This window comes from Amycolatopsis sp. NPDC003861 (genome assembly GCF_053605405.1).
Genome location: NZ_JBSGJD010000189.1, coordinates 1 through 20,092 on the forward strand (window position 1 = coordinate 1; position 20,092 = coordinate 20,092).

Annotated in this window: 19 protein-coding genes and 1 tRNA gene; 13 read left to right on the forward strand and 7 right to left on the reverse strand. The window is 71.5% G+C overall.

What is annotated here, in order from left to right; genetic code table 11:
* Window positions 1-63 precede the first annotated feature (63 nt).
* Window positions 64-1,302 carry an FAD-dependent monooxygenase gene (locus ACWEVN_RS34480; protein WP_452054059.1) on the reverse strand — a complete coding sequence of 413 codons (1,239 nt, stop codon included), beginning with the start codon at window positions 1,300-1,302 and terminating at the stop codon, window positions 64-66.
* A gap of 114 nt (window positions 1,303-1,416) precedes the next feature.
* On the opposite strand from ACWEVN_RS34480, the gene ACWEVN_RS34485 reads away from it, so the two are divergent.
* Window positions 1,417-2,076 (forward strand): TetR/AcrR family transcriptional regulator, encoded by a 660-nt coding sequence (locus tag ACWEVN_RS34485; RefSeq protein ID WP_449683508.1) that lies wholly within the window; start codon window positions 1,417-1,419, stop codon window positions 2,074-2,076.
* Here ACWEVN_RS34485 and ACWEVN_RS34490 read toward each other — a convergent pair.
* From ACWEVN_RS34490 to ACWEVN_RS34500, 3 genes are all read right to left on the reverse strand, one after another.
* Entirely contained in the window at window positions 2,073-2,348 is a 276-nt protein-coding gene (locus ACWEVN_RS34490; protein ID WP_176175160.1) for a YggT family protein, read from the reverse strand. The genes ACWEVN_RS34485 and ACWEVN_RS34490 overlap by 4 nt on opposite strands.
* Before the next feature lie 114 nt (window positions 2,349-2,462).
* Window positions 2,463-3,623: a right-handed parallel beta-helix repeat-containing protein gene (locus tag ACWEVN_RS34495; RefSeq protein WP_452054060.1), complete on the reverse strand. Its 1,161-nt coding sequence runs from the start codon at window positions 3,621-3,623 to the stop codon at window positions 2,463-2,465.
* Window positions 3,624-3,808: 185 nt separating this feature from the next.
* Window positions 3,809-4,465 carry a TetR/AcrR family transcriptional regulator gene (locus ACWEVN_RS34500; protein WP_452054061.1) on the reverse strand — a complete coding sequence of 219 codons (657 nt, stop codon included), beginning with the start codon at window positions 4,463-4,465 and terminating at the stop codon, window positions 3,809-3,811.
* A 132-nt stretch (window positions 4,466-4,597) separates the two neighbouring features.
* Between ACWEVN_RS34500 and ACWEVN_RS34505 the strand changes: the two genes are divergently transcribed.
* The 7 genes from ACWEVN_RS34505 to ACWEVN_RS34535 are packed head-to-tail and all read left to right on the forward strand — an operon-like array spanning window position 4,598 to window position 11,721.
* Window positions 4,598-5,722, forward strand: a complete 1,125-nt coding sequence (locus tag ACWEVN_RS34505) for a VOC family protein (RefSeq protein WP_452054062.1) — start codon at window positions 4,598-4,600, stop codon at window positions 5,720-5,722.
* Window positions 5,719-6,648, forward strand: a complete 930-nt coding sequence (locus ACWEVN_RS34510; protein WP_452054063.1) for a fumarylacetoacetate hydrolase family protein — start codon at window positions 5,719-5,721, stop codon at window positions 6,646-6,648. Before ACWEVN_RS34505 ends, ACWEVN_RS34510 begins: the two co-directional genes overlap by 4 nt.
* Window positions 6,645-8,522 carry an acyl-CoA synthetase gene (locus ACWEVN_RS34515; RefSeq protein ID WP_452054064.1) on the forward strand — a complete coding sequence of 626 codons (1,878 nt, stop codon included), beginning with the start codon at window positions 6,645-6,647 and terminating at the stop codon, window positions 8,520-8,522. Before ACWEVN_RS34510 ends, ACWEVN_RS34515 begins: the two co-directional genes overlap by 4 nt.
* Window positions 8,519-8,860: a DoxX family protein gene (locus ACWEVN_RS34520; RefSeq protein ID WP_449683501.1), complete on the forward strand. Its 342-nt coding sequence runs from the start codon at window positions 8,519-8,521 to the stop codon at window positions 8,858-8,860. Before ACWEVN_RS34515 ends, ACWEVN_RS34520 begins: the two co-directional genes overlap by 4 nt.
* Complete coding sequence (gene mhpA / locus ACWEVN_RS34525; RefSeq protein WP_452054065.1) at window positions 8,857-10,314, forward strand: bifunctional 3-(3-hydroxy-phenyl)propionate/3-hydroxycinnamic acid hydroxylase MhpA; 1,458 nt, start codon at window positions 8,857-8,859, stop codon at window positions 10,312-10,314. The genes ACWEVN_RS34520 and mhpA overlap by 4 nt, the downstream gene beginning before the upstream one ends.
* Before the next feature lie 12 nt (window positions 10,315-10,326).
* Window positions 10,327-11,511, forward strand: coding sequence for a cytochrome P450 (locus tag ACWEVN_RS34530; protein WP_452054066.1), 1,185 nt, complete (start codon window positions 10,327-10,329; stop codon window positions 11,509-11,511).
* Window positions 11,512-11,523: 12 nt separating this feature from the next.
* A complete protein-coding gene (locus tag ACWEVN_RS34535) occupies window positions 11,524-11,721 on the forward strand; it encodes a ferredoxin (protein ID WP_449683498.1) in 198 nt (65 codons plus the stop codon).
* Between the two features lie 109 nt (window positions 11,722-11,830).
* On the opposite strand, the gene ACWEVN_RS34540 is transcribed toward ACWEVN_RS34535, so the two are convergent.
* Window positions 11,831-11,903 (reverse strand) — tRNA-Arg (locus ACWEVN_RS34540).
* 150 nt (window positions 11,904-12,053) lie between these two features.
* Here ACWEVN_RS34540 and ACWEVN_RS34545 point away from each other — a divergent pair.
* Window positions 12,054-13,154, forward strand: coding sequence for an epoxide hydrolase family protein (locus ACWEVN_RS34545; protein ID WP_452054067.1), 1,101 nt, complete (start codon window positions 12,054-12,056; stop codon window positions 13,152-13,154).
* Between the two features lie 195 nt (window positions 13,155-13,349).
* The gene (locus tag ACWEVN_RS34550) at window positions 13,350-14,270 is read left to right on the forward strand and encodes a cation diffusion facilitator family transporter (RefSeq protein ID WP_452054068.1); all 921 of its coding nucleotides are present in this window, start codon (window positions 13,350-13,352) and stop codon (window positions 14,268-14,270) included.
* Here the strand turns inward: ACWEVN_RS34550 and ACWEVN_RS34555 are convergent, their stop codons facing one another.
* Both ACWEVN_RS34555 and ACWEVN_RS34560 read right to left on the reverse strand, forming a co-directional pair.
* Window positions 14,271-14,975, reverse strand: coding sequence for a DUF305 domain-containing protein (locus ACWEVN_RS34555; protein WP_452054069.1), 705 nt, complete (start codon window positions 14,973-14,975; stop codon window positions 14,271-14,273). It abuts the gene before it with no gap.
* Entirely contained in the window at window positions 14,972-15,781 is an 810-nt protein-coding gene (locus ACWEVN_RS34560) for a DUF3105 domain-containing protein (RefSeq protein WP_310967022.1), read from the reverse strand. The genes ACWEVN_RS34555 and ACWEVN_RS34560 overlap by 4 nt, the downstream gene beginning before the upstream one ends.
* Window positions 15,782-15,977: 196 nt before the next feature.
* Between ACWEVN_RS34560 and argS the strand changes: the two genes are divergently transcribed.
* From argS to ACWEVN_RS34575, 3 genes are all read left to right on the forward strand, one after another.
* A complete protein-coding gene (argS, locus tag ACWEVN_RS34565) occupies window positions 15,978-17,633 on the forward strand; it encodes an arginine--tRNA ligase (RefSeq protein WP_452054070.1) in 1,656 nt (551 codons plus the stop codon).
* A 3-nt stretch (window positions 17,634-17,636) separates the two neighbouring features.
* On the forward strand, window positions 17,637-19,067 hold the full coding sequence (gene lysA, locus ACWEVN_RS34570) for a diaminopimelate decarboxylase (RefSeq protein WP_452054071.1): 1,431 nt from the start codon (window positions 17,637-17,639) through the stop codon (window positions 19,065-19,067).
* Window positions 19,068-19,073: 6 nt separating this feature from the next.
* A partial coding sequence (locus tag ACWEVN_RS34575) for a homoserine dehydrogenase (RefSeq protein ID WP_452054072.1) occupies window positions 19,074-20,092 on the forward strand: 1,019 nt, incomplete at its 3' end.

A 20,092-nucleotide genomic window follows, 5' to 3' on the forward strand; every position in this document is an offset into this window, starting at 1 on the left:
CTGCTCCGGATACTTCGACCTGCGAGACACCAGGACATCCTCCCTCCAGACCACCGTCTGGAATCAAGGTGTCCGGCCCCAAGGGGCAACTCCACGGGTCGCCAGCCGAGTCCCCCGATGAGAGGAATCGGGGTATTCGCGGTACTCCAGCGCGTTGGCCGCGCGATCGGTCATCCAGGCGAAGATGCCGCCGAACAGCCGCGTGCTCAGCATCCGGTAGGCGCGGTTGCGGCTGCGGATCTTCGCGGCCGTGCGCGGCGCGAGGAAGTTGCCGGACCCCTTGCCGTTCTTCTGCCCGACCGTGGCCGGCTTGCGCAGCCGCTGCTCGTACTTCGCGAACGCCGTCACGTGGTCGCCGCCGGCCGCCGCGAGCTCGCCCGCCAGCACCTGGGCGCCCATCATCGCCAGCCCCGTGCCGGATCCGCCCGGCCCGGCGCACCAGGCGGCGTCGCCGAGGAGCACCACGCGCCCCTTCGACCAGCGGTCGAGGTGGATCTGGCTGATCGAGTCGACGTACAGGTCGTCCGCCGCGGGCAGCGCTTCGAGCAGCTTCGGCGTCTCCCAGCCGGTGTCCGCGAACAGCTGCGCGAGCAGCGCACCCTGCTCGGCGGGTGTGCGGCGGTGGAACTCGACGCCGTCCGCCGCGAAGACCAGGCCGACGTGCAGCCGGTCCGGCAACCGGTGGCTGCCCACCATCAGGCCGCGGCCGGGCTCGTTGTACAGGACGCTGGTGTGGTCGAGCCCCAGGTGGTTGGGCGCGGTGAACCCGGCGATGCCGAAGCCGAGGTCGCGCCGGAAGTCCTGCTCCGGCCCGAAGGCGGCGGCCCGGACGCCGGAATGCACACCGTCGGCCCCGACGACCAGGTCGAACGTCCGCGGTGCGCCGTGGCGGAAGGTGACTTCGACGCCGTCCGCCGTCTCGGTGAGGCTCGTGACGCGATCGCCGAAGACGTATTCGGTGTGGTCCGCGGTGTGCTCGTAGAGGATCCGCGCGAGGTCACCGCGCAGGATCTCGACCTCGCCGCTCCAGGCGGCGCCGGGCACGGTCAGCGCGGGACGGCCGTCGAGGCCGAGCACGGTCTGCTCGCCCATCGCCGTCTCGTACCGGCGGATCTCGTCGAGCACCCCCATCGCGGCCAGCAGTTTCACCTGCTCGCCGCGGAAGTCGACGGCCTGGCCCCCGGGTCGCAGAGCGGGCGCGGACTCGACGACGGTGACGCGGTAGCCGGCGCGGTGCAGCCAGTGGGCGGCGGACGGGCCGGCGATGCCGGCCCCGGAAACGAGCACGGTCCTGGTGGTCATCGGGGGTTCCTCTCGGGTCGGTGGCTTCCGGCACCGAGACTGCGGGCGACCGCTTACCGTCTTCGCACGATCCGCTGACGGCTCGGCCAGTGCCCCGCGGTTGCAGTCGCTAACATGGCCCGGGTGGACCGCGCCGCCGAAGGCCGGATCCAGGAGGACGGCGACGGCGTCGTCGAGGCACGCATCCTGGATGCCGCTGCACACCTGATCGCCGAAGAGGGCTTCGGCCGGTTGAAGATCGGCGGCGTCTGCGCCCGCTCCGGCTACGCGCGTTCGGTGGTCTTCCAGTACTTCGGCGACAAGGACGGGCTCGGGCGGCGGCTCGTCGAGCACGCCGTCGAGGCGTTCACCGACGCCTATAGCGAGGCCGTCGCGGCCCGGACCGGATCGGCGAACGCGACGCCGATGGACATGCTCCGCGCGCTGCTGGACATCATCTTCGAGCTGATCCGCACGATGCCGACGCTCAACCAGGCGTTCCTGGCCCTGTGGGGCGACGCGGCGGCGGAGTACTCGGGCCTGCGCGGCGCGCTCACCGAGGCCGACCGCCGGTTCCGGTTCGCCATCGCGCAGACCGTGGCCAGCGGGGTCGCGGACGGGTCCATCACCGGTGTCCGCGACCCCGATTCCTACGCTTCGGCGCTGCTGGCCCAGTTGCGCGGGATCTCGATGCAGGCCCTGATCGACCCCGACGGCGTCGATCTGCGCGGGCTGCGCGCCGAGCTCGAGCGCAGCGTCGACCGGCTGTCCTCGAGCTTCCGCGGCACGCTTTAAAGCGCGTACACGATGCTCCGCAGCACGATCACGCCGATGAAGACGAGCGTGAAGGCCAGGTCGAGCGAGATCCCGCCGATCCGCACCGGCCGCACGACCCGCCGCACCGGCCCGATCACCGGTTCGGTCGCGGCGTAGGCCAGGCCGCGGGCGCGCCGCGCCCACGGCGGGGTGTTGCCCACCACCGCGACCCAGTCCAGCACCATCCGCGCGACCAGCACCAGCAGGTACAGGCTCAGCGCGAACCCGAGCAGCGTCCCTAGCGCACCCATGGCCCCTCCGTTCTTCCTACCCCGAGAACGCGCGAGGGAAGCCGGGAGTGCCAGTTCTGTCCGGTTCACAGGATTCCGACAGGATCGGGTGACGGCCGTCACCGCGGGTAGCGATCAGCCGAAGGTCACCACGAGCCGGCCGTCGGAGGCGAAGGACCACTTCATGGTGCCGGCGTAGGACGAGCACCGGGACCCGTTCTTGCCGGTCCAGAACTGGTCCGAACTGTCGACGTTGCCGACGGTCTTGTCGTTCGAGCCGCCGCCGGCGAAGCGGCACGAAGTGTCGTTGCGGAACACCGAAGTCCCGGTGTCGAAGGAGAAGTTGCGCTCGGCGTTGTCGATGCCGACGTTGTCCGAGACGGACATCGAACCGGGATTGCTGTTGTAGGTGAACCCGTGGTGGCCGTTGCGGTAGGCGATGTCGCGCCGGACGATGTGGTTGACCGCGATCTTGTCGCCGCCGAGCTTGTAGCCGTTGCGGTCGCCGTTCTTGTTGACGGTGCCGTTGCTCAGGGTGCCGTTGGCGTAGGCGAGGGAGTCTTCGATGGTCACCGGACCGATCGGGCCGGTGTCGGTCTTGGTGTAGAGGTCCCAGCCGTCGTCGATGTTGTGGTGCGAGACGTCGTAGCGGAAGACGTTCCCGGGCCCGGCGGTGAGCTTCGCGGCGAACCCGTCGGCGTCTTCGCCGTCGGAATCGGCGTTGTCGTGCGATTCGGAGCTCACGACGAGGTTGTTCGACGGCCACTGGTCCTTCGGCGTGCTCGACGCGATCCGCGAGATCTGCAGCCCGGAGTCGCGGTTGAAGCGCGTGACGACGCGTTCGATGACGTTGTTGCTCCCGCCGACGAAGATCCCGTTGTCCCCGGCGCGTTCGACGACGATCCCGGCGACGCGCCAGTAGGAGCCGTTGACGGCGAGCCCGCGGTTGGCCGGGTCTTCCTGCATGGCCGAGAAGTTCAGCACGGGCATCTCGCCGGGGTAGGCGGAGAGCGTTTTGCGCGCGCTGGAAGTCCCGCTGTTGGCGGGCGCGATGGTGACGGTCTGGCTGTAGGAGTAGGTGCCACCGCGCAGCGAGATGGTGCCACCGGCCCCGATCCGGCTCAGGGCCGACGGCAGGGTGGTCGGATCCGCCTGCGTCCCGGCGGCGGAGTCCTTGCCGTTGGGCGCCACGTAAAGCGTGGTGGCCGCGGCATCGGACGGCGGGGCCAGCGCGGCCACGGTGACCAGCGCGGCGGCTGCTGTAAGCGCTTTCTTGATGCTTCCGTACGAACTCATGCACGCCTCCTTGCGGGCAAGAACTGTCGGACACCCGGATCCGAGAGCGCTCCCAGAGGGAGCGGGATCTCCGGTGAGGCGACGGTAGCACCGGGTAGCGGCGGCCCGAGTGGGCCAAGCGGGTCGTCTGCAGTGAAAACGCTTTCAGGGCCGCGATACCCACGTGGCTTTCCCCGAGGCCCGGTTCAGGCGGCGGTGCCCGGCCCGGTCGCGAAAGTGTCGAGGTCGGGCAGCGGGCGGCCGCAGACCTCGTGGGCTTCGGCGGCGGTGAGGCCGAGCATGCGCAGCACGTCCTCGGTCACCTGGTCGGTCGTGGCGGCGTCGTCGCGCTCGGGTCGTCGGTGCAGCAGGTGGCCGAGGCCCAGGGCGGCTCCGGCCACCGTGACCATGGCGAGTTCGGTGTCCGGCACGGTGAAGCGGCCGGTCCGCACGGCGGCCTCGATGTCGCGGCGGGCACGGGGGGCCAGCCCGCTCTCCGAGCCGGCGAGTTCGAAGCCGTGGTGCAGGAGCACCTTGCTGAGTTCGGGGTGCCGGCGGTGCAGGCGCCCGGTCAGCCGGAAGCTCTGCGCGAAGACCTGGGCCGGGTCGTCCAGGCCGGTGGTCAGCCCGTCGAGCAGGGCGCCGTGCGTGTCGAGGGCGTCCTCGACCGCGGCCTGGTAGAGCTGCTCCTTCGTCTCGAAGTGGTTGTAGAACGAGCCCATCCCGACGTCTGCGATCCGGGTGATCTCCAGGATCGGCACCGCGGTCTTCCCCGCGGCGATGAGGGCTTGGGCCGCCCGGATCAGGGCCGCGCGGGTGTGTGCCTTGCGCCGTTCCAGCCGGCTCGGAACGTGCTCCGGCATCCGTGCTCCCGTCTTCGCTGGTCGTCGCCGCATCCTAGCCCAGCACGTCACTGATGAGGAAATCGTCAGAAACTCTTGACTGAGGAGATACTCATAACTGACGATGTCGTCATCAACGTGGCTGGAGGAGCCGTGGGAGATCCGCACAGCGGGCTGCACAGCGAGCGCGGCGCGCTCGCGGGCGAGCATCCCGGCCGGGCCGCGAACCCGGTGGTCAAGGTGCACGACCTGGCGTGGCTGGAGTTCGAGAAGCCGGACCTGGAGCGGGCGGAGGTGTTCGCCCGGGCCTTCGGGTTCACCACCGTGCTCAGCACCGGCCGCGAGCTGCACCTGCGCGGCACCGACGCCGGCGCGCCGTGCGTGCTCATCCGCAAGGGCGCCCGGTCGAAGTTCCTCGGGCCGGCCTTCCTGGCCGCGGCTCCCGGCGACGTCCTGCGGCTGGCCGAAGCCACCGGGCGGCCGGTCGCCCGGCTGCCGGAGACGCTCGGCGGCGTCGTCGTGGACCTGCCCGACCCGAGCGGCCTGCGGGTCCGGGTCGTCTCGGACACCCACGAGCTGCCCGCGCTGCCGCCGCAGGAGCCGCACGTGCTCAACTTCGGCCACGAAGCCCGGCGGGTCAACGCCACGCAACGCCCGCCGCGAGCACCGGCGCTGACGCAGCGGCTCGGGCACGTGGTGCTGCAGACGACCCGCTACCGCGCGGTGCTGGACTGGTACCTGGAACACCTGGGCCTGATCGTCAGCGACTTCCTGTACCACCCGGGCCGGCGCGAGCGCGGGCCGGTGATGAGCTTCATCCGGTGCGACCGCGGCGCCACCCCGGCCGACCACCACACCCTCGCCCTGCTGCTCGGCCCGGCCGACCGGTACGTGCACTCGGCGTACCAGGTCGCCGACCTCGACGCGCTGGCCGCGGGCGGCGAGTACCTGCGCGAACACGGTTACCACCACTCGTGGGGCATCGGGCGGCACATCGAGGGCAGCCAGCTGTTCGACTACTGGCGTGACCCGGACGGGTTCATGGTCGAGCACTTCAGCGACGGCGACCTGTTCGACAGCACCCTGGAACCCGGCTGGGCCCCGTTGACCGCCTCCGGGCTGGCCCAGTGGGGGCCGCCCGCGACCGCCGACTTCCTCGGCGTCAAGCCCGGCAAGGAATCCCTGCGTGAACTGCGCGCGATGTTCACCGCGCTGCGCGAAGACAACGAATTCGACGCCCGGCGCCTGCTGGGCCTGCTGAAGGTGGCCCGCTCATGAATCCGACCGTCCTGCGCACCGCCGATGCCTGGTACCTCGCCACCCCGGACGGCGCGGCGAAGATCCCCACGACCGCGAAGACCACCGGCGAGCTGCTCGCCGACCGCACGGCGATCGCCGCCGCGGGGCCGGCGACCGACTCCGTCGAGGACCTCGTCCTGGTCTCGCCGGTCACCGCGCCCTGCCGCGTCGTCGCCCAGATGACCAACTTCGCCTCGCACGTCACGGATTCCGGGATGGACCCGAAGACCGTGCCGCTGACGTTCTTCCGCAAGACCTCCGGCTCGATCAGCGGCCCGTTCGACGACGTCGTCAAGCCGTCGCACGTGCGGCTGCTCGACTACGAGGTGGAGATCGGGCTGGTCATCGGCCGCGAAATCCCGGTCGGCACCGAGATCGCCTCGCTGAGCGAGTACGTCGCGGGCCTGGTCGTGACCAACGATGTCTCCGCCCGTGACATCCAGCTCCCCCAGACCCAGTTCTACGAAGCCAAGTCCTATCCGACGTTCACCCCGGCCGGGCCCGCTCTCGTGCTGGTGGACGCCGATGAGCTCGAGCGGTTCGGCGACCTGCGGCTGCGGCTGTCGGTCAACGGCTCGGTCCGGCAGGACTCGGTCGTCGGCGAGGACATGATCTACCGTCCGCTCGAAGCCTTGCGGGCGTTGACCCGGTTCCAGCGCCTGGATCCCGGCGACCTGGTGCTGACCGGAACACCGGCCGGCACCGCGTTGTCCGCGCCGCCGAAAGCCGTGGAGAAGCTCGCCGCGCTGCTGCCCCCGGCGCTGAAGTGGAAGCTGTTCTTCAAGGGACAGGCGAGAAATCCGAAGTACCTGGCCGACGGCGACGTCGTCGAAGCGTCGGTCGCCACCGACGACGGTGTCCTCGACCTGGGCACCCAGCGCACGGTCGTGAGGCACAAGCGATGACCGGCGCTTCCCTGTGGCCGCGCTGCGCCGGGCCCGCCGACCTGGCCGCGATCGAGGCCGTCCCGCTCGCCGAACGAGGTCTGCCGGAGTCGACGTACGCCCTGCTGCGGCGGGCCGCCGCGTGGTGGCCGGAGCACCCGGCGACCACCGTGCTGGCCGAAGCCGCGCGGTGGCGCGAGCCCGTCCGCCGCACGTTCGGCGAGCTGCTCGCCGACGTCCACCGCTACGCCAATCTGCTGCACGATCTCGGGATCCGGCGCGGCGACGCGGTCGCGGTGATGGCGCCCAACTGCGCCGACCTGATTCCGGCGACCCTGGCCGCCCAGCTGGCCGGGATCGCGGCGCCGCTCAACGGCGGCCTGTCCCGCGACCACCTCGCCGAACTGCTCCGCCGGTCCGGCGCCCGCGTGCTGATCACGGCCGGACCGGAACTCGCGCCGGAAATCTGGGCCACCGCCCGGACGCTGGCCGCCGAGCTGGACGTCGTCCTCGTGCTGCGCCCGACCGGCGCGACCGGCGAACCGGCCGCGTTGCCCGCCATCGAAGGGGTGCGCATCGGCTACCTCGCCGAACTTTCCCCCACAATGGACTCTTCCGGCTTCGCCGGTGAGCCCCCGGTGGCGTCGGACCTGGCCGCGTTGTTCCACACCGGCGGCACCACCGGAGCGCCGAAACTGGCCGCGCACACGCACGCCAACGAGGTCGCCGACGCGTGGATGATCGCGGCGAATTCGCTGCTCGACCCCGGCTCGGTCGTCTTCGCGGCGCTGCCGCTGTTCCACGTCAACGCGCTCGTCGTCACGCTGCTGGCGCCGCTGTTCAAGGGCCAGCACGCGGTGTGGGCCGGCCCGCTCGGCTACCGCGAACCGGCGCTGTACGGGGAGTTCTGGAAGATCGTCGAGCACCACCGGATCGCGGCGATGAGCGCGGTCCCGACCGTGTACGCGGTGCTCGCGCAGTGCCCGGTCGACGCCGACATCTCGAGCCTGCGCCACGCCATGGTCGGTGCCTCGCCGCTGCCCGCGGCCGTCCGGGAGGGCTTCCAGGGCCACACCGGCGTCACGCTGGTCGAGGGGTACGGGCTGACCGAAGCCACCTGCGCCAGCGCGCGCAGCTTCCCCGACGTCCCGCGCCCCGGCAGCGTGGGGCAGCGCCTGCCCTACCAGCGGATGAAGGTCGTCCACCCGGAAACGGGGGAGGAGCTGCCCCACGGCCAGACCGGGGTGCTGGCCATCAGCGGCCCCACCGTGTTCCCCGGCTACGTCGTCGGGCGTGCCGGAACCGGGTACGTCCTGGACGGCCTCGGCAAACTCCGCGACGGCTGGCTGACCACCGGCGACCTGGCTCGCCTGGACGCCGACGGGTTCGTGCACCTGGCCGGCCGCGCCAAGGACCTCATCATCCGCGGCGGCCACAACATCGACCCGGCGCTGGTCGAGGACGCCTTGCTGGCCCACCCCGAGGTGACCGCGGCCGGCGCGGTCGGCCGTCCGGACGAGCATTCCGGCGAGGTGCCCGTCGCGTACGTGACCCTCGCGCCCGGGGCCACGGCGAGCGAGGCCGAACTGCTCGCCTGGGCCGCCGGCCGGGTGCCCGAGCGGGCCGCCGCGCCGAAGGCCGTCACCGTGCTCGACGCCTTGCCGATGACCGACGTCGGCAAGCCCTACAAGCTCGCGTTGCGCGCCGACGCGGCTCGCCGCGCGATCGCCGAGGCACTGGCGGCGTTCGACGGAGTGACCGTCGACGCGGTGATCGAGGACGGCACCGTGACCGCGACGATCACCCTTCCGTCCGATGTGGACGAACCGAAGGTGAGGGCCACTCTCGGCCGCTACACCGTCCCCACCCGTCTGACCTTCCGGGGAGACTCATGATCGTCCTGTCCGTCCTCGTGGGGGCCGTCTTCCTGCTCTTGGGCTCGGCCAAGCTGTTCGCGCTCGCACCCATGCGGGAACGCGCCGCGCACGCCGGGTTCTCCGTCACGGCCTACCGCGGCATCGGCGCGCTGGAGATCGCCGGAGCTGCCGGGCTCCTGCTCGGCTTGACCGTGCCGGTGCTCGGCGCCCTGGCCGGGGCCGGCCTGCTGCTCCTGCTCGCCGGTGCCGTCGTCACGCACGTGCGCAACCGCGACCGTGGCCGCGACGTCGTCCCGGCGCTGGTCTGCGCGGTGCTCGTCGCCGGCTACCTCGTGGCCCTCGGGGTGTCGCCGTGAAGGTCCCGGTCGTCATCGTCGGCGCGGGCCCGACCGGGCTGACCGCCGCGGCGCTGCTCGGCCGGTACGGCGTCGAGTGCCTGGTGCTGGAGCGCTGGGAGTCGGTCTACCCGCAGCCCCGCGCGGTGCACCTGGACGACGAGGTGCACCGCATCCTCGGGCGGCTCGGGCTGGCCGGGGCGTTCACCGCCATCTCCTGGCCGTGCCACGGGCTGCGGCTGCTCGATCCGGACCTGCGGGTGCTGGCCGAGTTCCACCGTTCGCCGGGCGGCGGCCGGCACGGCTACCCCGAGGCGAACATGTTCGACCAACCCGACCTGGAGCACCTGCTCCGCACCCACCTGGAGACGCTCGGCGCCGTCACCGTGCGCGGCAATACCGAGGTCACCGGTATCCGGCAGGACGGGAGCGGCGTGCAGGTCGAGACCGCCGACCGCGGCACCGGCGCGCGCGAGACGATCCACGCCGACTACGTCCTGGGTTGCGACGGCGCCAACAGCCTCGCCCGGACGGCGATCGGCGCGACGATGGCGGACCTGAAGTTCGACCAGCGCTGGCTGGTGGCCGACGTCGCCACCACCGCCGAGCTCGGCGCGTGGGAAGGCGTGTACCAGGTCTGCGACCCGCGCCGCGCCGCGACCTACATGCGCATCGGGAAAACCCGCTACCGCTGGGAGTTCCGGCTGCTGCCGGGGGAGACCGCCGGCGACTTCGGCGACCTCGGCCGGCTGCACCCGCTGATCGCGCCGTGGACCGCGGACATCCCGGCCGGCGACCTGGAGATCGTCCGCGTCGCCGAGTACACCTTCCGCGCGCAGCTCGCGAACCGGTGGCGCGACCGCCGGGTGTTCCTGCTCGGCGACGCCGCCCACCTCACGCCGCCGTTCATCGGCCAGGGCATGGGCGCCGGGCTGCGCGACGCCGTCAACCTGGCCTGGAAACTCGCCGGCGTCCTCGACGGGACGCTGCCCGCGTCCGTGCTCGGCACCTACGAGGTGGAACGCAAGCCGCACGCCCGCGCGATGATCCGGCGCGCGGTGCTGGTCGGCAAGGCCATGACCGAAGGCGGTCGCATCGGCAACCTCATCCGCCGGGTGGTCGCGCCGCGCCTGAACGGCCGCGTCCTCGACAGCGCGACGCCAGCCCTGCACCGGTCGGACCTCGTCGTGCGGCCGAGGCTGGGGCGGACGGCCGCGGGACGGCTGTGCCCCAATGCCCTCTTCGACGACGGGACCCGCTTCGACGACGTCGTCGACGGCCGCTTCGCCGTCGTCACCACCAACACGCCGTCGGAGACCGAGCGAGCCGCCATCCGCGAGTCCGGCGCGGTCCTCGTCCCCACCCGGCGCTCCGGTGAGCTGCACCGCTGGCTGCGGACCGGCGCGGCCGTCGTCCGTCCGGACGGCACGGTGCTGAGAGCCGGCAACAGCCTCTCCCGGTGCCGGCACCCCTGACAAGGAGCAACGATGCCCCAACGCCACGAAGTGCCGGTGTACCGGCCGGACGTCTATTCGCCGCAAGCGATCCTGGACCCGTACCCCCACTACGCGAACCTGCGCGAACTCGGTCCGGTGGTGTGGCTGCCCAAGCACGACGTCTACGCGCTGCCCCGGTACGCCGAATGCAAGGCCGTGCTGCTGGACGACAAGACCTTCGTCTCCGGCGACGGCGTCGCCCTCAATCCCGTCGCCAACCGGCTTTCCCGCGGCACGACGCTCAACAGCGACGGCGAAGACCACGCCCGCCGCCGGGCCCTGGTCGCCCACCGGCTCACGCCCCGGGCCCTGCGCGCGATGAAGGACGTCGTGGAACGCCAGGCGGCCGAGATCGTCGACGCCGCAGTCGCCCGACGTACTGTCGACGGCGTCGAAGTCGCGGCCGCCCTGCCCGCGGCGGTGGTCCCCGACCTCGTCGGCTGGCCGGTGGAGGGGCGGGAGCACCTGCTGCGGTGGGGCGCGGCCACCTTCGACATCCTCGGTCCGTTGAACGGCCAGGCGGTGCAGGCGGTCCCGGCCGGCCTGGGCATGGCGCGGTTCGCGCACACGGTAGCGAAGCGGCGGAAGGTGTTGCCGGGCAGCATGGGCGACGACCTGCTGCGCGCGGCCGACGCGGGCGAACTCACCCACGCCGAGTGCCCGGCGCTGATGATCGACTACCTCGCGCCGTCCCTGGACACCACCCTCAGCGCGATCGCGAGCGCCCTGCACCTGTTCGCCACCCACCCCGGCCAGTGGCAGCTCCTCAAGGACGACCCGGGCCTGATCCCCAACGCGGTCAACGAGATCGTCCGCTACGAATCGCCGTTGCGCGCGTTCAGCCGCAAGGTCGCGCGCGACACCGAGGTGGCCGGCACGCCGTTGCCCGCAGGCGCCCGTGTCCTCGTCGTCTACGCCTCCGCCAACCGCGACGCGCTGGAGTGGGAAAACCCGGACACGTTCGACATCCGCCGCGACGCGGCCCGCCAGCTCGGCTTCGGCCGCGGCACACACGGCTGCGCCGGACAGGGCCTCGCCCGCTTGGAAACCCAGGCAATGCTGCGCGCACTCGTGGCCCGCGTCGAGAGGATCGAGCCGACCGGCCCACCCGAGTGGGCGCGCAACAACATCATCCACCGCCTCGGGCGGCTCCCGCTCGAACTCATCCCGGCCTGAAAGGGGAAACCGGTGCAGATCTCCGCCGACTACGACCGCTGCGAAGGCCACGGCCTGTGCACCGAACAGGCGCCCGCGATCTTCGACCTCGACGACGAGGCCGAACTCGTCCACCGCTTCGAAGGCACCGACATCCCGCCGGAGCAGATAGCCGCCGCCCGCGCCGCTGTCACCTCATGCCCGGTCGCCGCGCTGCGCGAACTCCCGTGACACCACGGCGCTTCCCAGCCGGCCCCGGCCGCAGCCGACCGGGTGAGACGCGAATCGGCCCCTACCGCGTTCTCGCTGGTAGGGGCCGATTGGCGGGAGTAAAAGAACGTGCCCTCGGCAGGATTCGAACCTGCGACACCTGCCTCCGGAGGGCAGTGCTCTATCCCCTGAGCTACGAGGGCCCATCGCTGGGCGACTCCGAAAGCTTAGCGCATGCCCCGCCGCCTCCCTCCCGCAGGTGGTCGGACTGACGAACGCCCAGGTCAGCGCCGGCAAGTTGATCCTTTCGACCGGACGTCGCTAGCGTGGGAGGCCCACCTGAAGGAGCCGAGATGGCCGAGCCGTTCCAGGTAGCTCTCGATGAGGGCGATGTCGCCGATCTGCGGGAGCGGCTGCGGCGGACGCGGTGGCCCGAGCCCGAGACCGTCGATGACTGGTCGCAGGGGGTTCCGCTCGCCTACGTGCGCGAGCTCTGCCGCGACTGGGGCGAAGAATACGACTTCGGGTTCGCCCGGCGGCTCAACGCCTTTCCGCAGTTCCGGGCCACCGTCGACGGGGTCGGCCTGCACTTCCTGCACGTCCGGTCACCCGAGGCCGATGCGCTGCCGCTCGTGCTGACCCACGGGTGGCCCGGGTCCGTTCTCGAATTCCTCGACGTCCTCGGGCCGCTCACCGATCCCGTCAAGCACGGGGGCGATCCCGCCGATGCCTTCCATGTCGTCGCGCCGTCGCTGCCCGGGTTCGGGTGGAGCGACAAGCCCGCGCTGAAGATCCCGCGGGTTGCCGAGCTGTGGGACTCGCTCATGCAGGAACTCGGCTATGACCGCTACGGCGCCCAGGGCGGCGATTGGGGCGCCTCCATCACCAACGCGCTCGCGCGGTCCGGCCGCGTTGCCGGGGTGCACGTCAACTTCGCGCCCGTGCGGATGGACGTCGACGATCCGACGCCCGCGGAGAGCCGGGCGCTGGCCGATCTGCAGGAGTTCCGGCGGAGCGGCAGCGGCTACTCCGCCCAGCAGGGCACCCGGCCGCAGACGCTCGGCTACGGCCTCACCGACTCGCCCGCCGGCCAGGCCGCCTGGATCGTCGAGAAGTTCTGGGCCTGGACCGACCACAAGGGGCACCCGGAGGACGCCGTCGACCGGCAGCGCATCCTGGACGACATCTCCGTCTACTGGTTCACCGCGACCGCGGCCTCTTCGGCCCGGATGTACTGGGAGAACAACGACCGCGACCTCTCCACTGTGGACGTTCCGGCGGGCGTTTCGGTGTTCCCCAAGGAGATCGTCCGGCCGTCGCGGCGGCAGGCCGAGCAGCGCTACACCGATCTGCGGTGGTTCGAGGAATTGCCCGTCGGCGGGCACTTCGCCGCGATGGAGCAGCCCGGCCTGTTCGTCGACCAGGTGCGCGGCTTCTTCCGGCTGGTGCGTTAGGCGAGCCGGCCGCTCACCCCGATGGTCGACGCCGAAGCGTGACGAGTCCGCCTGGCGGGAAACCCCGGGTGGTGGATTGGGTGGCCCCGCCGCGCGGGGTAGCTTGCGGATGGGTGAACTTAGGCTGCCCTCTGTTGCATATATGCGCATCCGACTATATGTTTGGCCCGACGGCAAACCGGGAACGGAGGCGGAATGGGTCAGGGACACGGCCACGGGCACGCGGTCGCGCCGGCGAGCGCGTCGGGACGTCACGTGCGGGGGCTGGCCATCGCCCTGGGCATCGGCGCCGGGTTCATGGTGCTCGAGTTCGCCGTCAGCCTGGCGACCGGCTCGCTGGCCCTGATGTCGGACGCCGCCCACATGTTCACCGACGTCCTCGGTGTGGCGATGGCCCTGGCCGCGATCATGCTGGCGCGGCGCAGTGGCCCGACGGTCGGCCGCACGTTCGGCCTCTACCGCGCGGAGGTGCTGGCCGCGCTGGCCAACGCGCTGCTGCTGTTCGGCGTCGCAGGCTACGTCCTGATCGAGGCGATCGGCCGCATCGGTGACCCGCCGGCGGTCCCGGGCCTCCCGGTCCTGCTGGCCGCGGCGGCCGGCCTGGTGGCCAACCTGGTGTCGTTCGCGGTGCTGCGCGCAGGCGCGAAGGAGAGCATCAACGTCCGCGGCGCGTACCTCGAGGTCCTGGCCGACCTGATCGGCTCGGTCGGCGTCCTGGTCAGCGGCGCGGTGACGCTGCTGACGGGCTGGCGCTACGCCGACCCGATCATCGGTGTCGCGATCGGGCTGTGGGTGCTGCCCCGCACGTGGACGCTGGCCCGCCGCGCGCTGCGCATCCTGTTCCAGCACGCGCCCCAGGGTGTCGACGTCGGAGCGATCAACGCGGAGCTCTCGGCGCTGCCGGGCGTGGCGGACGTGCACGACCTGCACGTCTGGACGCTGACCTCGGGCATGGAGGTGGCTTCGGCGCACCTCACGCTGGCGCCCCCGGCGAAGCAGTCGGACGTGCTGACGGAAGCGCAGGACCTGCTGTCTTCGCGGTACGCGATCCAGCACGCGACCCTGCAGGTGGAGGCGCCGTCGTGTGCCCGCCGCTGCCAGGAGCTCAGCTGGTAACTAAGCGGGCAGCGGCTGGGCTCCCCGCCCCGAAAGCATCAGCTTGATCTGGTCCATCTCCGCGCCCTGCGACGCCAGGATGCTGTTCACCAGCGCCTTCAACGCCGGCAGCGTGGAATGCGCGGCCGCGTACTGGGCCATCGACGTCCCGCCCTGGTGGTGGCGCAACATCAGCTGCAGGAAGAAGACGTCGAACGCGCGGCCCGACAGCGAGCGCAGCTTGGAAAGCTCCTGGTCGGTCGCCATGCCCGGCATCAGCGGCCCACCCGCCGGGTTGATCGAAGACGGGGCCATCGACATGCCGTCGTGGCCCGACATCGGTTCGGTCATCCACTGCATCGGGGCGCCGATCGGCTGCTCGGGCCGGTCCCACAGCATGAGCCAGCCCTTCATCCGGCCGACCTGCTCGAGCTGCGTCCGCTCGATGTCGAACGACAGCTGCTTGATCTCCGGGTCGGTCGTGCGGTCGCGGGCGATGCCCGCCATCGTCACCGCCTGGAGGTGGTGCGTCGACATGTCCTGGGCGAAGCCGACCTCGACCGACCCGGCGGCCGGCACCGCGGCCGCCGGGTCGTCGTCGATGGCGCGGGTCAGGAACATCCCCGCCGTCGCGCCGATCAGCAGGACCGCCAGCAGTGTCCCGCCGATGATCACCCAGCGTGACCAGGTCGGCTGCTCGGTGTCGAGGTCGGCTTCGGTCATCACTTCGTCGGTGTCGGGGAAGCGGGGGCGGACGCGGGAGCGGACGAGGCCGGCATGCCGTTCTCACCCTGGGCGGCGGTGCTGCCCTTGTAGTCCATCGGCTTCGCGTCCGGGCCCGGCTTCGACGCGTCGAACGGCGGCGGGTTGTCCGGGTCGAACTGGCCCGGGACCGCGTCGCAGGACGCGCCCACCTCGGGGTACACGCCGTTCGGGTTGCTGCGCAGCGCCGCGATGAACTCGTCGATCCGCGGGTCGTTGGCGTCGTCCAGCTTCAGCTGGTGGCCCCACGACTGCAGCGAGATCGGCTTGTCCAGGCCCGGGTACGGCGACATCATCGTGTACGGCTTGCCCTTGGCGCGGACGCTCAGCAGGTTGAGCGCGTCACCCGAGATCTGCTGCGGGTTGTAGGCGATCCAGACGGCGCCGTGCTCCAGCGCGTGCACCATGTTCTCGGTGCGGACGGCGGTCGGGTATACGGTGCCGGTGCAGGTGGCCCAGGTCTGGTCGTGCGGGCCGCCGAACGGCGGGGTCTTGTCGTAGGCGACGCGCTCGGTCGGGAGCACGTGGACGCTGCCGGTGTAGGTCGCGGTCACCACGCCCGGGATGCGCTTCGAGGGATCGGGGTCCTGGGCGGACGGCGCGAACGAAGCGGCGGCGGCCTCGCGGTCGGCCTGCTCACGCTTCGGCGCGGACTGCACCATGTAGTAGATGATCACCGAGGCGGCCAGCGCCACGACGGCGACGACGGCGACGATCGTGCCCCACGGCGTCCCCTTCTTGCTCACCACGGAACCGCGGGCCGCCTTCACCGCCGACCCCTTTTTCCGAGTTGTCCCGTTCGCCATGGCTCCCGCGTTCTCCCTCTGGTGGCTGCGGACGGATTCCCGCCCGGGCCAGTGTAGAGACCACGCGTCTGATCACCGTTAACGCCTCACGAACCCACTCACCGTGACATCCCCGAGACCGATGAAAGCCCCCGACCAGGGCACACCTAGAATTCGGCAAGTGACTCCCGCCGCTCTCGCCGACCTGGTCCGCAGCTCCGCCGTGCAGGTGCTCGCCGCACGCGGCATCGACGACACCGTGCTGCCGGAGCAGGTGACCATCGAACGCCCGCGCAACCCCGAACACGGCGATTACGCGACGAACCTCGCCCTCCAGGTGGCCAAGAAGGCCGGCCTCAAGCCGCGCGACTTCGCCGAAGCGCTCGCCGAGGCGGTCTCGGCGGACGACGGCGTCGCCTCGGCCGAGGTCGCCGGCCCCGGTTTCCTCAACTTCCGGCTCGCCGCCGCCGCGCAGGGTGACATCGTGCGCCAGGTGCTCGACGCCGGCGCCGCGTACGGCCGCGGCGACGCGCTGGCCGGCACGAAGATCAACCTCGAGTTCGTCTCCGCGAACCCGACCGGCCCGATCCACCTGGGCGGCACGCGCTGGGCCGCGGTCGGCGACGCGCTGGGCCGCGTGCTGGGCGCGCAGGGCGGCGACGTCACGCGCGAGTACTACTTCAACGACGCCGGCGCCCAGATCGACCGGTTCGTCCGGTCGCTGATCGCCGCCGCGAAGGGCGAGCCCGCGCCGGAGGACGGCTACGCGGGCGGCTACATCAACGACATCGCCGCCGAGGTCATCAAGGCCGAGCCGAGCGCGCTGTCGCTGCCGGAGGAGCAGCGCCACGAGACGTTCCGCCGGATCGGCATCGAGCTGATGTTCGGCGAGATCAAGTCCAGCCTGCACGAGTTCGGCACCGACTTCGACGTCTACTTCCACGAGGACTCGCTGCACAAGTCCGGCGCGGTCGACGCCGCCGTCCAGGAGCTCAAGGACTCCGGCAACCTCTACTTCGAAGACGGCGCCTGGTGGCTGAAGTCCAAGGAGTACGGCGACGACAAGGACCGCGTCGTCATCAAGCAGGACGGCAACCCGGCCTACATCGCCGGCGACCTGGCCTACTTCAAGGACAAGCGCAACCGCGGCTTCGACCTGTGCATCTACATGCTCGGCGCGGACCACCACGGCTACATCGCCCGCCTCAAGGCCGCGGCCGCCGCGTTCGGCGACGACCCGGCGACGGTCGAGGTGCTGATCGGCCAGATGGTCAACCTGGTCAGCGACGGCAAGCCGGTGCGGATGTCCAAGCGCGCCGGCACCGTGATCACCATGGAGGACCTGGTCGAGGCCGTCGGCGTCGACCCGGCCCGCTACGAGCTGATCCGCTACTCGGTGGACTCCACTTTGGACGTCGACCTGGACCTGCTGCGCAAGCACTCCAACGACAACCCGGTCTACTACGTCCAGTACGCCCACGCGCGGCTGGCGTCCCTGCAGCGCAACGCGGCCGACCTCGGCATCAAGTCCACTTCGGACGTCGACTTCGGACTCCTGACGCTGCCCGCCGAGGGCGACCTGATCCGCACCATCGGCGAATTCCCGGAAACCGTGCGCCGCGCCGCCGATATGCGGGAGCCGCACCGGATCGCGCGCTACCTCGAAGAACTCGCGGGCGCCTACCACAAGTTCTACACCGTGGGCCGCGTGCTGCCCATGGGCGACGAAGAGGCGACCCCTCTGACGCACGCCCGGCTCGCGCTGTGCGAAGCCGCCCGCCAGGTCCTGGCGAACGGCCTCGCCCTCCTCGGTGTCTCCGCTCCGGAACGGATGTAAGAAATGGCGCACCCCGCGGGCCCCAGGCACGCCGACGTCTACCCCCACGCCGACACCTCCGGGCTCCAGCCGTCCGGGGTCGAGGAGCTCGACAAGCTGCCCGCGAAAGTGTGGCCGCGCAACACCTTCCGCGCCGCCGACGGCGTCGTCCGGATCGCCGGCGTCGACGTCCGCGAGCTCGCCGAGCAGCACGGCACGCCGCTGTTCGTCGTCGACGAAGCCGACTTCAAGTCGCGGTGCGCGGACTACGCCGAGGCGTTCGACGACCCGTCGCTCGTGCACTACGCGTCCAAGGCCTTCCTCTCCATCGAGATCGCCCGCTGGGTGGCCGAGCAGGGGCTGAGCCTGGACGTCTGCAGCGGCGGCGAGCTCGCCGTGGCGCAGCGCGCGGACTTCCCGCCCGAGCGGATCACCTTCCACGGCAACAACAAGTCGCCCGCCGAGCTCGAAGCCGCGGTCGTCGCCGGGGTCGGCACGGTCGTGCTCGACTCCTACTTCGAGATCGCCCGGCTGGCCGACATCGCCGCGCGCCACGACGTCGTGCAGCCGGTGCTGATCCGGGTCACCGTCGGCGTCGAGGCGCACACCCACGAGTTCATCGCGACCGCCCACGAGGACCAGAAGTTCGGGTTCTCCCTGGCCGGCGGGGACGCCGCCGAGGCGGTCCGCCGGGTGCTCAACGCGCGCTCGCTCAAGCTCGTCGGCCTGCACAGCCACATCGGCTCGCAGATCTTCGACGCCGACGGCTTCGAGGTCGCCGCCCGCCGCGTCGTCGGGCTGCTCGCCGACCTGGCCAAGGAGCACGGTCCCGAGCTGCTGGACCAGCTGAGCCTGGTCGACCTCGGCGGCGGCTTCGGCATCGCCTACACCGAGAAGGACAACCCGCCGCCACCCGCGCAGATGATCACGCAGATCCGCGAGATCGTCCGCAAAGAGTGCGCGTACGCGGGCCTGCCGGTGCCGCGGATCGCCGGCGAGCCGGGCCGCGCGATCGCCGGTCCCGGCACGATCACGCTCTACGAGGTCGGCACCATCAAGGACGTCTCGCTCGGCGACGAGTCGGCGCGGCGGTACGTCAGCGTCGACGGCGGGATGAGCGACAACATCCGGACCGCGCTCTACGACGCCGTGTACGACGTCCGGGTCGTTTCCCGCTCCGCGGGCGACAACGAACAGCCGGTGCAGGCCGTGCTGTCCCGGGTCGTGGGAAAACACTGTGAATCCGGCGACATCGTCGTACGAGACTGCTGGCTGCCCGACACGCTGGCTCCCGGCGACCTGCTGGCGGTCGCGGCGACCGGCGCGTACTGCTACTCGATGGCGAGCACGTACAACCGGATGCCCCGCCCGGCCGTGGTCGCCGTGCGCAACGGCAGCTCCCGGCTGCTGCTGCGGCGGGAGACGACCGACGACATGCTGCGCCTGGAGGTCTGAAACACCGTGTCTGCCCCGGAACGACGTCCGATCAGGGTCGCGCTGCTCGGCTGCGGGACCGTCGGCGGCGAGGTCGCCCGGCTGCTCACCGAGCAGGCCGGCGAACTGGCCGCCCGCGCCGGCGCGCCGGTCGAGCTGGCCGGCATCGCCGTCCGCCGCCCGGACAAGCACCCCGAGCTGCCGCCGGAGCTGCTGACCGCCGACGTCGAGCAGCTCGTCACCAGCGAAGACGTCGACGTCGTGGTCGAGCTGGTCGGCGGCATCGAGCCGGTCCGCGGCTGGCTGCTCGCCGCGCTGAAGGCGGGCAAGTCCGTCGTCACGGCGAACAAGGCGCTGCTGGCCGAGCACTCCGCCGACCTGTTCGAGGCGGCCGACGCCGCGGGCGCCGACCTGTACTTCGAGGCCGCGGTGGCCGGGGCGATCCCGCTGCTGCGCCCGCTGCGCGAATCCCTCGCCGGTGACCGGATCACCCGCGTGATGGGGATCGTCAACGGCACCACGAACTACATCCTGTCGGCGATGGACTCGACCGGCGCCGGCTACGCCGAGACGCTCGACGAGGCCAGCCGGCTCGGATACGCCGAGGCCGACCCGACCGCCGACGTCGACGGCTACGACGCCGCGTCGAAGGCCGCGATCCTGGCCTCCCTCGCCTTCCACACGCGCGTGACGGCGTCGGACGTGCACCGCGAGGGCATCGCCGACGTCACCGCCGCCGACCTCGCCGCGGCCCGGATGCTGGGCCGCACGGTGAAGCTGCTGGCCATCTGCGAGCGGGTCACCGACGACGACGGCGTCGAGTCGGTGTCCGCCCGCGTGCACCCGGTGATGATCCCGCGCAGCCACCAGCTGGCCGGCGTCGGCGGCGCGTTCAACGCCGTCTACGTCGAGGCCGACGCCGCCGGCGAGCTGATGTTCTACGGCCAGGGCGCGGGCGGCGCGCCGACCGCGAGCGCGGTGCTCGGGGACCTCGTCGCGGTGGCCCGCAACCGGGTCGTGGGCGGCCGCGGGCCGCGGGAATCCGC

What these genes read in the sequence shown, in the direction of transcription:
- ACWEVN_RS34480 (WP_452054059.1), bottom strand. Translation starts at nt 1,302, where the DNA reads ATGACCACCAGGACCGTGCTCGTTTCCGGGGCCGGCATCGCCGGCCCG.
- ACWEVN_RS34485 (WP_449683508.1), top strand. Translation starts at nt 1,417, where the DNA reads ATGGCCCGGGTGGACCGCGCCGCCGAAGGCCGGATCCAGGAGGACGGC.
- ACWEVN_RS34490 (WP_176175160.1), bottom strand. Translation starts at nt 2,348, where the DNA reads ATGGGTGCGCTAGGGACGCTGCTCGGGTTCGCGCTGAGCCTGTACCTG.
- ACWEVN_RS34495 (WP_452054060.1), bottom strand. Translation starts at nt 3,623, where the DNA reads ATGAGTTCGTACGGAAGCATCAAGAAAGCGCTTACAGCAGCCGCCGCG.
- ACWEVN_RS34500 (WP_452054061.1), bottom strand. Translation starts at nt 4,465, where the DNA reads ATGCCGGAGCACGTTCCGAGCCGGCTGGAACGGCGCAAGGCACACACC.
- ACWEVN_RS34510 (WP_452054063.1), top strand. Translation starts at nt 5,719, where the DNA reads ATGAATCCGACCGTCCTGCGCACCGCCGATGCCTGGTACCTCGCCACC.
- ACWEVN_RS34515 (WP_452054064.1), top strand. Translation starts at nt 6,645, where the DNA reads ATGACCGGCGCTTCCCTGTGGCCGCGCTGCGCCGGGCCCGCCGACCTG.
- ACWEVN_RS34520 (WP_449683501.1), top strand. Translation starts at nt 8,519, where the DNA reads ATGATCGTCCTGTCCGTCCTCGTGGGGGCCGTCTTCCTGCTCTTGGGC.
- ACWEVN_RS34530 (WP_452054066.1), top strand. Translation starts at nt 10,327, where the DNA reads ATGCCCCAACGCCACGAAGTGCCGGTGTACCGGCCGGACGTCTATTCG.
- ACWEVN_RS34545 (WP_452054067.1), top strand. Translation starts at nt 12,054, where the DNA reads ATGGCCGAGCCGTTCCAGGTAGCTCTCGATGAGGGCGATGTCGCCGAT.
- ACWEVN_RS34550 (WP_452054068.1), top strand. Translation starts at nt 13,350, where the DNA reads ATGGGTCAGGGACACGGCCACGGGCACGCGGTCGCGCCGGCGAGCGCG.
- lysA (WP_452054071.1), top strand. Translation starts at nt 17,637, where the DNA reads ATGGCGCACCCCGCGGGCCCCAGGCACGCCGACGTCTACCCCCACGCC.